This window comes from Gimesia chilikensis, from assembly GCF_008329715.1.
Taxonomy (GTDB): domain Bacteria; phylum Planctomycetota; class Planctomycetia; order Planctomycetales; family Planctomycetaceae; genus Gimesia; species Gimesia chilikensis.
The window spans coordinates 532,139-545,228 of record NZ_VTSR01000005.1 but is presented as its reverse complement, the minus strand read 5'-3'; the positions used below and the strand labels follow the sequence as shown (position 1 = coordinate 545,228).

Sequence of the window (13,090 nt, the reverse complement as noted above, 5' to 3'; positions counted from 1 at the left end):
TCTCATAACTCCCCTGATGTCATTGAATTCCAGCGAACCAGGAGCTCCCCTTTGGTTCCCATCGTGTTACAATTTTTACTCTTGCTGCTGACCCTGGTGAGCATCCGTTATTGGTTTCTCATTATCAAGGCGCAAAGTCTGACGCCGGTCTTCGAGTTGAATCCCGAGCGGACCACATCCGAGTTGTCGCCGCCGGTTCTGCTGGCGTTGCTCTGGATATGCTATCAGGTGGTTGTATCGTTGAATCCACCACCGCCTGCGCCGCTGGAGCTGAACCAGATTATCCAGTCCTGTTTGATTTTACTCGCGCTGACAGGGATCCTGCTGCTGATTCTGACGATGGTCAGTTGGAAATCGTTGGCACAACTTGGATTTCGGCTGGATCAGATCCCCACACAACTGCGGGACGGTGCACTCGGGTTTCTGCTGGCCCTGGTGCCCGTCATTCTACTGCTGGTGGCCACACATCCTTTCCGTTCGGAGGAAACACTGCACCCACTGTTACAGTTATTGCGGTCCGCTCCGGGTGTGGTCGCGATTGGCTGGGTTTTTCTGTCGGCGATCGTGGTGGCTCCCCTGTTTGAAGAACTCCTCTATCGTGTGCTGTTACAGAGCTGGCTGGAGGGCTTTCTGACTCCGTTGCGGGCGATCGTCGTCAGTTCCTTGATTTTCAGCCTGGTACATGGGTTTCCGGACTCGATCCCTCTGTTTCCGCTTGCGTTTCTGCTGGGGACGCTCTATTACTACCGGCGAAGTTACATTGCCAATGTGTTCATGCATGCGCTGTTTAATGCGATCAATTTCGCCCTTGCTCTGGCCGGTGATGAACTGCCAGGCTAAGGAGATTTGAGCCGAATTTGGGAGCATTTATGTGGACAGGTGTTTTTGGGGTTCACCTGATTGAGGAAATTCGCTATGCTTCCCGCCTCTCTCTCAAACCTCCCTTCCCTTTCGGAGATCTCCGAAATGAAAACCCCACTACTCCGTTCCGGAGCCTGTTTCTGTCTATGCGCGTGTCTTTGTCTCTCCTGTGCGACCATGAAATCCAAAATGGATCTGGTTTACACAGGCAAAGTGACCGGTGCGCTCTCACAACAGCTGGTAGACTCGTATGCAGAGTCTCTCAAAGATCCGGTCGCAGCCCGGCAGACTGATGAATACACCAACTGGAAAGTTCTGTATGCGACGAACCGGTCCCAGGAACGGAATCCAGAGGGAAAGATCGGCTACACCAATGAATTTGACCGGAGTCTGCAGTATGGATCCAGTGAGGTGCAGATCTCACGTAAGAATCACAGCGATCTGAAATCAAAAGTGATCCAAACCATCTGGCAGGGATCGCCGGCACCGGATGGACAGGTTGAGATCAACAGTCTCTCCGCGGTCCCCGAGGTGAATTTCTTTGAGGAATTGAACACGCTGATTGCTAAGTCTCCTCAGAAAGATGTGCTGTTGTTCGTACACGGGTTTAATGTCAATTTCCCCAGCGCGGTGCAGCGGGCGGCACAAATTGCTAATGAACTGCCCTTTAATGGAGCAGTAGTCTGTTACAGCTGGCCTTCGCAGGGTGGCGTCGAGAAGTATCTACTGGATGGTCAGGTTGCCCAGGCCAGTGTAGAGCCGATGGCGCAGTTCCTGGAAACAATGGTGAAATCAGTTCCCCAGGGAACGAAAATCAATATTGTGGTGCACAGCATGGGGAACCGTGTTGTGATGCGGGCCATGAATCGCCTGCCCGATAATTTTGCGGAAACCAAGCCCTTCCAGAATGTAGTGCTGGCGGCACCCGATGTGGGCGTGAGCGAATTCCGGAAGCTGGCACCCGCGATTATCGAACAGTCTGGTCGGGTCACCCTCTATTCCGGGTCGGGGGATGTGGCGCTGGTGGCTTCCGAAGCAGTCAATCAGGAACGCAGGGCAGGTGACTCCCGCGAGCCTTTAATTATGGAAGGCGTCGAGACCATAGATGTGTCCGCGGTCGACACCAGTTTCATGAGCCATTCCTATTATGGCAGTAATCGGGCCGTCTTGAGCGATCTGTTTGCGGTGTTGAAGCAGAACAGTTCCGCAACCCAGCGCAAATGGCTGGTCTCCCGGGAATTTCAGGGGCACCAGTACTGGGCATTTGACAAAGAACCGCCGGAAATCAGAAAAGTCAGGTCCGCCAGTCTGTGACAGTGCCTGGTTCAGGTATAATCGGCAGTGTCAGCTTCATCACTATTTATGAAGTTCCCTACGACATACAAACTGCTGAGTGCCGGAGCCTGTATCATGAAAGACAGTACCAGTCGCTTCTCTGATCGCGTTGAAAATTATGTTAAATACCGACCGAGTTACCCGGAAGCGGTTCTGGACTGCTTGAAGACAAACTGTGGTCTTACCCCCGAATCCCTGATTGCCGACATCGGATCGGGCACCGGGATTTCCTCTCAACTTTTCCTGGAGCACCATAATACCGTTTATGGTGTTGAGCCGAATGCCGAGATGCGGTCGGCGGCGGAACGACTGCTCGGGGCTTATCAGAACTTTCACAGTATCAACGGAACGGCTGAAGAGACCAGTCTGCCGACAGGGAAGTTTGATATTGTCGTCGCAGGGCAGGCCTTTCACTGGTTTGACCAGCAACGTGCCAGGCAGGAGTTTCAGCGGATTCTGAAACCGGGAGGCTGGGGGGCTCTGATCTGGAATGAACGCAGAACTGATACAACGCCCTTTCTGCGGGCATATGAAGCTTTGCTGCTCGAATACGCCACCGATTACCAGGATGTGAATCACACCCGAATTACGGATGAAGATTTTGCCCACTTTTTTGCTCCTGACTCATTCAGCAAATTTACATTTCAGAATGAACAGATCTTCGATCTGCCCGCGTTGACGGGGCGAGTGCTCTCGTCGTCTTACTGTCCCAATCAGGGGGATGCCGGGTACGACGAAATGCTGAGTCAGCTGGAAGTAATCTTCGAAGCTCATCAGACAGCAGGCAAGGTGCGGTTTGAATACGATACTAATGTGTATCTGGGGCAGTTTGCCTGATCGGGAGTGTAAACGCCGATGGGAGTGTTGCGCGGCGCATAAAGAAAGCCCTTAAGAAGGCGGTGAATTGTGGACGGGATATCGTAGATTATACACTTCACAGAAACTGATGAGCTTGCTGGGTCAGAACTCGCAAATCAGGGGGACCTTCTGGATAATGTCCGTCCAGACCAGATTCCTTCTTAAGGGCCAGGCTGGGTTCAGAAAGCTGAAGGCAAAACCGGGTTCCAAAGAACCAGAAACTCCGTTTCACGGTTGCCGAACAACTTTCTAATAAAAACTTAATGCAGATGACATGCCAAAAGTGTGTTGTATTAGAGGAAGGTCGAAAATACCGTCAAAAAAGTGCGAAAACTGGAGTGAATTCTTGGATGGCGCTTCATTTTTATCTATTTTGAGTGGGTTGAGGGATTGTAAAACCTCTATTTTATCAGGTTTCGACACCCAGACTTGAAATTTCGGCGCCGAAATGCTCTATTGTTGTCAGCAGATTTCATTCAGCGCCGAACATTTCGGCGCTAAAAACTGGTTCAACACATGTATCGACATTGATGTCTAGCCGGCGCACCCTTGTTGGAAATCGCTCAAAATGAAAAAGCATGGATTCAAAGAACGCGCTATTCTCTTCACCGGCGGCATTCTGGCTGTCGTATATAGTGTGATCGTATTAGGCTTCGTTACAACCAGCCCAGACCTGCGTCTGCGGGCGATGCTGGATAGCGTCCAGTCTGAGTCAGGGGAAGAGGGACCTGACGGGATCGAAATCAAAGCGACTCCCAGCATCAAGAAGGAAGGGGCCTTTTCGCCTCCGAAACCGGGTGACATTCTCACGAAGATCGGCGAGTATCCGATTCGGACGTTCCTCGATTTCTCTCAGGTTCTCAGCAAACTGCGCGACATGAAGCTTCCTCCCGGTGGTCATCTTCGTCCGCAGGCCGATCCCACGGAACATGATGTGCCCTATATGGTGGAAATGGAGGGCAACCGGTTTATCAATGTCGAGTTTTACAGCCGCACTGATAACGCCGATAGTCCACCGACCTATACACTGAAGTCGGCGTGGGTTCAGATTCAGGCGATTCCATCGGGTGATGTCGCGATCTCATTGCTCTGGTTTTCGCTGGAACTGATCATTCTGGCGATCGGGGCTTTTGCCTACTGGATGCGGCCCTTCGACCGGACCACACGAATCTTCTTTGTGATGGGGATCATCACCCTCGTCGCTTTTATCGGTGGTTATAACTGGTGGATTATCGCCGGTGCCCTGGCGTTGAATATTCCGTTTGTCCTGGCGGCCGTTCTGGTGCCTGCGATTACGCTCCACTTCTTTATTACGTATCCAAGATCCATTCCCTGGTTGTCCCAATATCCCATTGGTCTTTTGCGTGCCATATATTCCGTGCCCGTCGCGACCTGCACCCTGATCCTGGCCTGTCTGATTTATCTGCGTCTGACCTCACACATCAGCGATGGTTCCGTGGAACTGGCTAATCAGGATTATTCCCCGCTCGTGTTTCAGGTGGTTTCGGTCCTGCGCTGGGCTGTTTACAGTTATATCAGTGTGGCTGGTATCTATTATCTGATGACGCTGGGCGCGCTGCTCAATAATTATTTCAAGAGCCAGAATCCTTATGAGCGGAATCAGCTGAAATGGATTGCCTGGGCAGGGTTGATCTCGATTATTCCCGTGGGGTACTCACTTTATCTGGCGGAATTTAACCGGACCCAGTTCGCCCTGGGGGGCGCTGGGATTCCGATGTTCCTGGCCAGTGTCTCCTTCATGGCTGCGTTCGTTGTGGGCATCATTCGGTACCGGTTGATGCTGATCGATCAGATTATCAGCCGCGGGATGCTGTTCTATGTCGTCAGTGCGGGGATCTCAATTGTGTATGCGACCGTGATTTCCCTGGGGTCGCTCTATGGAACGCAGTTGAATCGCACGCCGAGCACCAATCAGGCGATCTCCGTCTTTCTGGTAATGCTGTTTGCGATCTCACTGTTGCTCTGGTCGCGCGACCGCGTGCAACGGCTCATCGACAGGCGTTTCTTCCGTCAGAAATATCAGCTTGATAAAGCACTGAAGCGTATGAATCGCGCCGTCGGTCGCCTGGGGGATCAGCGTTCGATTGCCGACCGCATGCTCACCTCCTGCCGCGAGGTGCTTCAGGTTAAAAGTGCAGCCATCTACCTGTTGAATCCGGAGCATACGCAATTTGATCTGTTGACCGGGTTTCACATTGAGAATTCTCCCTCGACGGTTCCCTGTAATGCGGAACTACTGGAAATCCTTGAAGAAGAGCTTGCCTTCCAGCGGGTCGCGACAGGTCTGTTGAAAGAGGCGTCCCCCGCTCAGCAACTGCTGCGGCTGATCGGCTTCGATTTCATTTATAATCTTGAGTTGGATGGAGAGTTTGCCGGTTTCGTGGCCCTGGGACAGAGAACTGCCGGCAGTGCTTATTCTGCAGAAGACCTGACGTTCCTGAACGCCATGGGGCAGATCACCAGTATCGCTTTACACAGTACCAAGATTCACCAGGACCTCAGACGTCTCAATGAAGAGATGCGGATCAAGGTAGAAAAAATCGACGATCAACGGCGACTGGTCTCTGTATTGCAGTCCGAGTTAACCAGTTCGCAGGAAATTGCCGAACGGAGTGAACCGCATGCTGTGCAGCGGGGGTTGATTAAGGGGAACAGCCCGGCGATCCGTCAGGTGATGGAGACCGTGCGTAAGGTTGCCAATTCGGAATCGACGGTTCTGATTCGCGGCGAGAGCGGAACCGGGAAAGAACTCCTGGCTCAAGCGGTTCACGAAAACAGTTCGCGTCACGAGAAGCCGCTGGTGCGGGTGAACTGTGCGGCATTGTCGCCCAGTCTGCTGGAAAGCGAACTGTTCGGCCATGTGAAAGGGGCGTTTACCGGGGCGCATGAAGACCGTGTCGGCCGATTTGAAATGGCGAATGGGGGGACTCTGTTCCTCGATGAAATCGGAGATATTTCACTCGATACCCAGGTCAAGCTGCTGCGGGTTCTGCAGGAGCGTGCCTTCGAACGGGTGGGGGGATCGGAAACACTGCACGTGGATGTGCGGCTGATTACCGCGACGCACCAGAACCTCGAACAGCGAATTGCCGAGGGACTGTTCCGTGAGGATTTATACTATCGTCTGAATGTGATCAGCATTACCCTGCCTCCACTTCGCGAACGACGGGATGACATTTTTGAACTGGCATTCTACTTCCTGAAACGCACCGCACATCGTCTGGGAAAACGCATTTCACATATCGACCCCGATGCCATCGAAGCGCTGGAGCGTGCTGACTGGCCGGGTAATATCAGACAGCTGGAAAACGTGATTGAGCGCGCGGTCGTGCTGGCTGAAGAAGAAGTCATTACGTTGAAAGATTTGCCTGCAGATCTCGTCAGTGGAAACAGGCGGATGCCGGTGCGGGTTATCGAAACCAAACAGGTCCGATCTGAGCCATCGAGACGTATCCCGTTATCTGATGTGGAGGTGATCTCTTTCCCGGGCACAGAGAGCCAGGCGGATCGTCAGCTTTCCGAGCCGGAACAACTCAAGCAGGCGCTGGCGGAATGTGATGGTAATAAAGCCCAGGCTGCCCGCATGCTGGGGATGCCCCGCAGTACGTATTACAGCAAGCTGAAAAAATACGGTATTGGCTGATTTCGACCCCGCCTGTATCACACTCTTCTCTCAAGCAACAGCCATTGCACTTTCACGCGTCAATGAAAGGTCGGGGCTTCCGCGAAGATCTCTTCGAAGATCATCCCCCGTTGGAAGGGGCCGTTTTGATAATCGATTTTCACCCCTTCTCGCTCATTAAACTGTCCGGAAGGGAAACAGTACATTACATCTTCGAGCATGAACTTTGCACAGGGTTCGTTGTCGCCCCGCTTCATCAGTGACAGTCCGATCTCGTCTTCCTCTTTAAAGACCAGAATGGCGCCGATGGCCAGATGGCCGGCGCTGAGCAGGTGATCTCTGAGAACATGGTGCGCTGTCGCTGAGATTTTGACAGGTGGTGTTTCAATCAGCCAGTCGATCTCATCGTCATGGATCTCTCGATCGCCTCCCAGTGCAGGCTGAAACTCAGGGGGGCTGACCTCCGTCTGCCAGATCGTTTTCCAGATTTCCTCTTTGATTTGTCCCCGGATGCCAGGTCCCAGGTACCCTATCATTTTCTTCGACCAGAACATGAGTGGCAGGGGGAGGGCGAGGCCGTTGTTGGGCGGGTCTACCAGTAGAGGCAGCAGACGTGATGTCAGTCGCCCCTCTGGCAGAGACTCGCGGAAGAGCATGACCGAAGTCAGGTAAACTTCATGGCCATCGGTGACCTGGTAGGGAACCGGGTAGGAAAAACTGTCCTTCCGCTCGTCGGTAATCCGGTTTGCCAGGGCATCCAGGGCAGCATCACCCGTATGCGTTCCTTTTAATTCGAAGATGCGGTTGGAAATTTCCAGCAGGTGGTTCGGGTTGTCCCCAAAGTATTCTTCCGGAGAGTAGATATAGGAAGCAGGCAGGTTATCTTGGCCCCATTCAAAGATCATGGAATTCGCCTGGACCAGACTCCCCCAGACGGGTTTGCCTTGCTTGAGCAGATTATCGTAGGCCTCTTTCGCAGTATCTGCCAGAAAGGATTCAGCCGTCTTGAACACGCGGGGGTCAGGCTTTTCAGCGACCATCATCCTGCTCAACCGCCACCAGTACAGCAGTCTGGCACTTTGCTTCAGAAATCTGGATGGCTCAATTTCAAACACACTCAGTTCTCCCGCTTCAATCTGGGGTGCGCTTCTATTGGAATCAATTCAACATACCGTACAGCAGACTTGTTATCAACAGTTCAGTAGTATTTATCTGGTTTCTGGTTGCTACCGGGATGGGCAAACTCGGAACCAGTCATTTTTTATGTTTTGGTAGAGCAGACAGGTCCAGAACCACAAAAAAGAAACTTAAATAATCGGGAGCCGATTTTATCTGCTCTATACAGCAGTTAAGATGAAGCCTTGCGTCTGATTGACAGCCTCAAAAACGACTTTGTACTGACTCGCCCGGAGGAAACTCACCCGTGACTTTTGCTGATTTCATCTCTCGTCGAAGCCTGCTGATCCTGCTGGCAACACTCCCTCTGTTTTCCCTTTCCGCACTGGAAGCTGGTGAGGATGATTCAAAACAGAAAACCATTTTCATGCGATCCGGCTGGCAGGCAGTCAACATCGGGGACATTGGGCATACGCCGGGAACTCTGCGTTACCTGGAAGAGTATCTGCCTGACGTGAAAGTCAATCTATGGTTACACCGGACCACCGATGAAGTCACCGCGATGCTCAAACAGCGGTTTCCCAAGGTGAATATCGTGCAGGGGAAAATGAATGCACGCGGTAAAGCTAATAATCCTGAGATGCAGAAAGCCTTCGATGAAAGCGACCTGTTTCTCTATAACTCCGGCATGCACTTCAACCAGTTCTGGCCACCGCCGATTTACATTATTGAAGCCTGCACTGCGACCGATAAACCGCTGGTGCTGTATGGACAGTCTTTCGATGGTTTTGCACCGGAAGATGAAGCGAAGATGAGCGAACTGCTCTCCAGGGCGGCTGCGATTTACACCCGTGACGTGGAATCGTTTTATTACCTGCGAAAGATCGGCGTGACTTCACCTTCCCTCTCCTTCGGGCCGGATGGCTGTTTTGGTATCGATGTTCGTGATGATAAAAAAGCGAATGCCTGGCTCAAAGCCCACGATTTGAAACCGAAAGAATTTATCACCGTCACACTCCGCAGCAATACCCCTAAGCTGAAAGCGACAAAGGGGACCGTGATGAACCCCACCCAGCCGACGAAGGAAGACATCGCACAGAACGAACTCTGGACGAAAAAACTGCGGGCGGTCATCACCGACTGGGTTCGCACGACGAAGAAAAAAGTGCTGCTGGCACCTGAAGTCGATAAGGAAATCATCCATGCCCAGAAGATGATTCTGGATCAGCTTCCGGAAGATGTGAAGCCTTACGTGGTCAACCGCGATCCGTTCTGGAACGTGGATGAGGCCGCTTCTGTGTATGCCCAGGCGATCGCCGTTGTCTCCATGGAGCCGCATTCCTGCATCATCGCGTTGTCGATGGGAACTCCGGTCATGCATCTGGCGAGTGCCCGTCACGGTCTCAAACGCTGGATGTTCCGCGATATCGGTCTGTCGGAGTGGTTGTTCGATATCGACAATGAACCCGCTTCACAAATTACCCGGGCCCTGCTGAAAATCGATGCCAAGCCGGCGCTGTCCCAGTCCAAGGTGGACCGGGCCATGCACACGGTGAATACACGATCGAAGGAAATGATGGGGGAGATCAAAGAGATCCTGGATCAGCAATAGATCACCTGGATCCCGTTGAGCCCGGCAGGATTGCTTAATCCTGTTTCGGTTTGAGTTGCTGTTCGATGACCCGGGCCACCTCTTTCCCCTGTGCGGTGGCACCGGCGGTATTGAAGTGCACGTTGCCCGGTTTGGTCCACCACTGGGCATGCTGTGGCTTTGTGAAAGCATACAGGTCATCGACGGCAATTTCGGGATAGTCCTTGAGGACCTTCAATGCGATCTGGTTGTATTTCGCTGCGTCACCGGCGATCCGCCCCGGCTCTCCTTCGGGCACGGGCGTGGTCGTTGCGAAAATCAGTTTGGCTTTGGGGGCCAGCTGTTTGAGATAAGCGATGATGGCCCGCAGATTCTTTTCGTAGTCAGCGGGAGAAATCGCCTGGGTGCCGTTCACCCGATCCAGCTTTTTGCCATTCATGTACTTCAGGTCGTGCAGCCCGACGTTGAAGTGAATTACGTCCCAGTCAAATTTCCAGGGGGCGGTGAGGTCGTCTTTTTGCATGGTGGCGTGCATCGTTTTCATCTTCTCAATAAATGAAGAGGAATCGCCGCCGTTGCAGTACAGACGGTAGACGTTGGCTTTACCTTTGAGGGCCTCGCGAGTGGCATCGGTATAAGCGATGGAAATGGAATCTCCATAGAGCAGTACGTTCGGCAGTTGAGGATTGTTTTTGACGTATTGGAACGCGGGGCGCTTATTGAAGCGAGGAGAGCGAACCAGTTTCTGCCAGGCTTCTTTGGCATCCTGTTCGGCCAGGGCCGACTGTGAGAAGGTGATCAGACAGAGCAGCAGCAGCGGAATCAGTTTGAGCGTTTTCATAATGTGTTTCTCGTTATAGGTTATTCATGAGAGTTGATCGGTTGTGACTTCCATTGTGCAGAAAGACGCTCAGAGACGGCAAGTTGATTCTGAACTGTTTTTCCAAAAACAACGGGTGAATGCCGAATAAGGTAATTCTGTGCCGATTTGAGTTGGGACCGGCGCGATTAAGCAATAGAATGTATTTTCCTCTCACATCCAGAACTGTTCTTCAAGGGAGTGCTCAACATGAGATTCTACTGTCTGTGCTGTCTGTTATTTGTTTTCGGTTGTGAACAATCCAAACCTACGACACCGGCGCCGGTGGTCGAGCAGGGGGAAGCGGCTCCGATTCCCGATGAACAGCAGGCAGGCGATCAGCATGCCGAAGCGCACAAGGGAGAACCGCTGGCCGGGATGGGCGTTATGGTAGGAGAACTCACTCCAGACAGCGCACTGGTGCAGGTGCGTCTGACAGAGACTGATAAGCTCGTTGACAGGGATGTGAAAGGAACGTCGGGCGTCGTCCGCTTTACGTTGCAACCCGTGGCGGCTAAAGGGGGAGCGGAAATCAAAGACAACCCCCAGACAATCGAAGCAGTTGCCGATCATGATTTTATCGCCCGGGCTGCTTTTACCGGCCTGGCTCCTGGAACGAAATACGAATGTAAAACAGAGATTGGCAAGACTGCCGAGCATCTACATGCTGGACCGGTGGCTCACTTTGAAACATTGCCCGGTCCGACCCTGGCAGAACCGGTGAAGTTCGTGGTGGTGACCGGCATGAACTATGCCAAATTTCATGGCGATGACCGGATCGATAAAAAGCAGCATTTGATCGAGAACAACACCAATCTTCCGCAGCCGTATTCCGGTCCCGATAAACATCTGGGGTACCCGGCGCTGGAGACAATTCTGAAGCTCAAGCCGTTGTTCTTCGTCGGCACCGGGGATAACGTCTACTACGATACTCCCGATAATCCCCGTGCGAAAACGATTCCCGAGATGCGACAGAAGTGGCACGAGCAGTTCATTCAGCCCCGTTATCGCGACCTGTTTGCGGAGGTGCCGACGTACTGGGAAATTGACGACCACGATTACCGCATCGACGATGGTGACAATACCGGCGATCATCACCCGACTCCCCAGGAAGGGCGGGATATGATGCTCGAACAACTGCCGGTGGCTCCCATGGGAGACAAGGATGCGAAGACGTACCGTACGCATCGAGTGAGCAAGGATCTGCAAATCTGGCTGCCCGAAAACCGGATGTACCGCAGCCCGAATGCGATGGAAGATGGTCCGGAAAAATCGATCTGGGGGAAGGAGCAGAGAGCCTGGTTGCAGAAGACGCTTAAAGAGAGCGACGCGACTTACAAACTGCTGATTTCACCCACGCCGATGATCGGTCCCGATGATCTCCGTAAAACCGACAACCATTGTGATATCGGCGGCTTTCGTCATGAGCGGGATGATTTCTTCAAGTGGCTCAAAGAGAACGGCCTGGATCAGCAGAATTTCTTCATTGTCTGCGGCGATCGACACTGGCAGTATCATTCGGTCGATCCCAGCGGTTTCGAAGAGTTCTCCTCGGGGGCCCTGGTTGATGCGAACTCACGACTGGGCCGCAAGCCCGGTGATCCCAAGTCGACCGATGCCAAGGGGGAAATCAAGCAGCCTTACTATCAGGATCCGCGTTCGGGCGGATTTCTGGAGGTGAAGGTCACACCCGCCGAGAAAGCACAGCCGGCGACGCTTTCCTTTCTGTTTCACGACGAGAAAGGAAAGCTACTCTACCAGCATGACATTCCACCCAAGAAGTAGACACGTTACTCCTGGAAGTTCGTGTCGGCAGTTTTCAAGTCCAGTGGTTTGATCCAGACGTTTCGGAAACGAACGTCATGTCCTTCGCACTGCAGCTTGATTCCGCCCGGTCGGTCGGTGATGCCAAAGCCGTTGTCATTGCCGCCGTCCAGGCCGGAATTTGCGCCGCCCCAGACTTTTTCGATCGTGACATTCTCGTGGACTTTCTTGCCGTTGAAGTAGACCGTGACCAGCGGCTTCTCAACCAGCTTGCCATCTTTGAAGCGAGCAGCTCGAAAGGTGACGTCGTAAGCGTTCCATTTACCGGTACCATTGTAAGCATGGTAGGGGGACTCGGTTTTGTTGATCACGGCTCCCATTCCATGTTTGGTTTTGTCGCCGTCCAGAATCTGGATTTCATAGCGATTCTGCAGATAGACGCCGCTGTTACCGCCCGGTTTCATCACTAGAAATTCGACATGCAGACGGAAGTCGCCGAATTTCTGTTTGGTGACAATATCCGCTGCGCCGAATTTTCCGCCGGCTGCAGCCGGATCATCTGACTGGATCACCGTGCCCTTGTCGATCGGGTCTTCGACGACTTTCCATTTGATGGGGAGCGAGGAACCGAAGCGAGGGCCTTTCCAATAGGTCCACTTCTGGTCCAGCATTTCGCGACTGCCATCCAGGAGGATTTCTGCATCAGAGGGAGCCGGGGCGGAGACCCCCACATCTGCCTGGGCGGTAGATACTGCAAGAGGCGTGGTCAAACACATAGATATACAAATGACCAGAGAAGTGTAGCGCATAGTGGTTCCCTTTTATGACAGTCGTGTGGATTATGCTTGATATTTCGGTAGCAGGGGACAGGTTTTTCCAATGATGTTTCAAGCCGATTTTGTATCAGAGTGCCGTTTTACTGCGCAAAGAGTGATTGATACGATCTATTTTCTGTGCAGAATATTTAAAAAATATTAATAAAAGAGACACTCTTCCCGTCTCCTGCGGGTTAGATTCATAGTGAGCGATCCGCGAGGGGAAATCAAATCTAAAGAGTGATTTC

Annotated in this window: 9 protein-coding genes; 6 read left to right on the top strand and 3 right to left on the bottom strand. The window is 52.6% G+C overall.

Features of this window, described 5'->3' with window-relative positions:
• The first annotated feature begins 63 nt into the window (after positions 1-63).
• The 4 genes from FYZ48_RS06445 to FYZ48_RS06430 all read left to right on the top strand — a co-directional run bounded on the left by FYZ48_RS06445 (position 64) and on the right by FYZ48_RS06430 (position 6,718).
• Positions 64-840: a CPBP family intramembrane glutamic endopeptidase gene (locus FYZ48_RS06445; RefSeq protein ID WP_149338582.1), complete on the top strand. Its 777-nt coding sequence runs from the start codon at positions 64-66 to the stop codon at positions 838-840.
• A 210-nt stretch (positions 841-1,050) separates the two neighbouring features.
• Positions 1,051-2,175 carry an alpha/beta hydrolase gene (locus FYZ48_RS06440; protein ID WP_187781894.1) on the top strand — a complete coding sequence of 375 codons (1,125 nt, stop codon included), beginning with the start codon at positions 1,051-1,053 and terminating at the stop codon, positions 2,173-2,175.
• 96 nt (positions 2,176-2,271) lie between these two features.
• Positions 2,272-3,033, top strand: coding sequence for a class I SAM-dependent methyltransferase (locus FYZ48_RS06435; RefSeq protein WP_149338578.1), 762 nt, complete (start codon positions 2,272-2,274; stop codon positions 3,031-3,033).
• A gap of 589 nt (positions 3,034-3,622) precedes the next feature.
• Positions 3,623-6,718: a sigma 54-interacting transcriptional regulator gene (locus FYZ48_RS06430; RefSeq protein ID WP_149338576.1), complete on the top strand. Its 3,096-nt coding sequence runs from the start codon at positions 3,623-3,625 to the stop codon at positions 6,716-6,718.
• A 59-nt stretch (positions 6,719-6,777) separates the two neighbouring features.
• On the opposite strand, the gene FYZ48_RS06425 is transcribed toward FYZ48_RS06430, so the two are convergent.
• Positions 6,778-7,812, bottom strand: a complete 1,035-nt coding sequence (locus tag FYZ48_RS06425; protein ID WP_149338574.1) for a hypothetical protein — start codon at positions 7,810-7,812, stop codon at positions 6,778-6,780.
• A gap of 308 nt (positions 7,813-8,120) precedes the next feature.
• Between FYZ48_RS06425 and FYZ48_RS06420 the strand changes: the two genes are divergently transcribed.
• The gene (locus tag FYZ48_RS06420) at positions 8,121-9,425 is read left to right on the top strand and encodes a polysaccharide pyruvyl transferase family protein (RefSeq protein ID WP_149338571.1); all 1,305 of its coding nucleotides are present in this window, start codon (positions 8,121-8,123) and stop codon (positions 9,423-9,425) included.
• A gap of 34 nt (positions 9,426-9,459) precedes the next feature.
• Here the strand turns inward: FYZ48_RS06420 and FYZ48_RS06415 are convergent, their stop codons facing one another.
• Positions 9,460-10,245: an SGNH/GDSL hydrolase family protein gene (locus tag FYZ48_RS06415; protein ID WP_149338568.1), complete on the bottom strand. Its 786-nt coding sequence runs from the start codon at positions 10,243-10,245 to the stop codon at positions 9,460-9,462.
• A 228-nt stretch (positions 10,246-10,473) separates the two neighbouring features.
• On the opposite strand from FYZ48_RS06415, the gene FYZ48_RS06410 reads away from it, so the two are divergent.
• Positions 10,474-12,048 (top strand): alkaline phosphatase D family protein, encoded by a 1,575-nt coding sequence (locus FYZ48_RS06410; RefSeq protein ID WP_242022428.1) that lies wholly within the window; start codon positions 10,474-10,476, stop codon positions 12,046-12,048.
• Between the two features lie 5 nt (positions 12,049-12,053).
• On the opposite strand, the gene FYZ48_RS06405 is transcribed toward FYZ48_RS06410, so the two are convergent.
• On the bottom strand, positions 12,054-12,836 hold the full coding sequence (locus FYZ48_RS06405; RefSeq protein ID WP_149338566.1) for a 3-keto-disaccharide hydrolase: 783 nt from the start codon (positions 12,834-12,836) through the stop codon (positions 12,054-12,056).
• Between the last annotated feature and the right edge of the window lie 254 nt (positions 12,837-13,090).

What these genes read in the sequence shown, in the direction of transcription:
- FYZ48_RS06440 (WP_187781894.1), top strand. Translation starts at nt 1,051, where the DNA reads ATGGATCTGGTTTACACAGGCAAAGTGACCGGTGCGCTCTCACAACAG.
- FYZ48_RS06435 (WP_149338578.1), top strand. Translation starts at nt 2,272, where the DNA reads ATGAAAGACAGTACCAGTCGCTTCTCTGATCGCGTTGAAAATTATGTT.
- FYZ48_RS06430 (WP_149338576.1), top strand. Translation starts at nt 3,623, where the DNA reads ATGAAAAAGCATGGATTCAAAGAACGCGCTATTCTCTTCACCGGCGGC.
- FYZ48_RS06415 (WP_149338568.1), bottom strand. Translation starts at nt 10,245, where the DNA reads ATGAAAACGCTCAAACTGATTCCGCTGCTGCTGCTCTGTCTGATCACC.
- FYZ48_RS06410 (WP_242022428.1), top strand. Translation starts at nt 10,474, where the DNA reads ATGAGATTCTACTGTCTGTGCTGTCTGTTATTTGTTTTCGGTTGTGAA.
- FYZ48_RS06405 (WP_149338566.1), bottom strand. Translation starts at nt 12,836, where the DNA reads ATGCGCTACACTTCTCTGGTCATTTGTATATCTATGTGTTTGACCACG.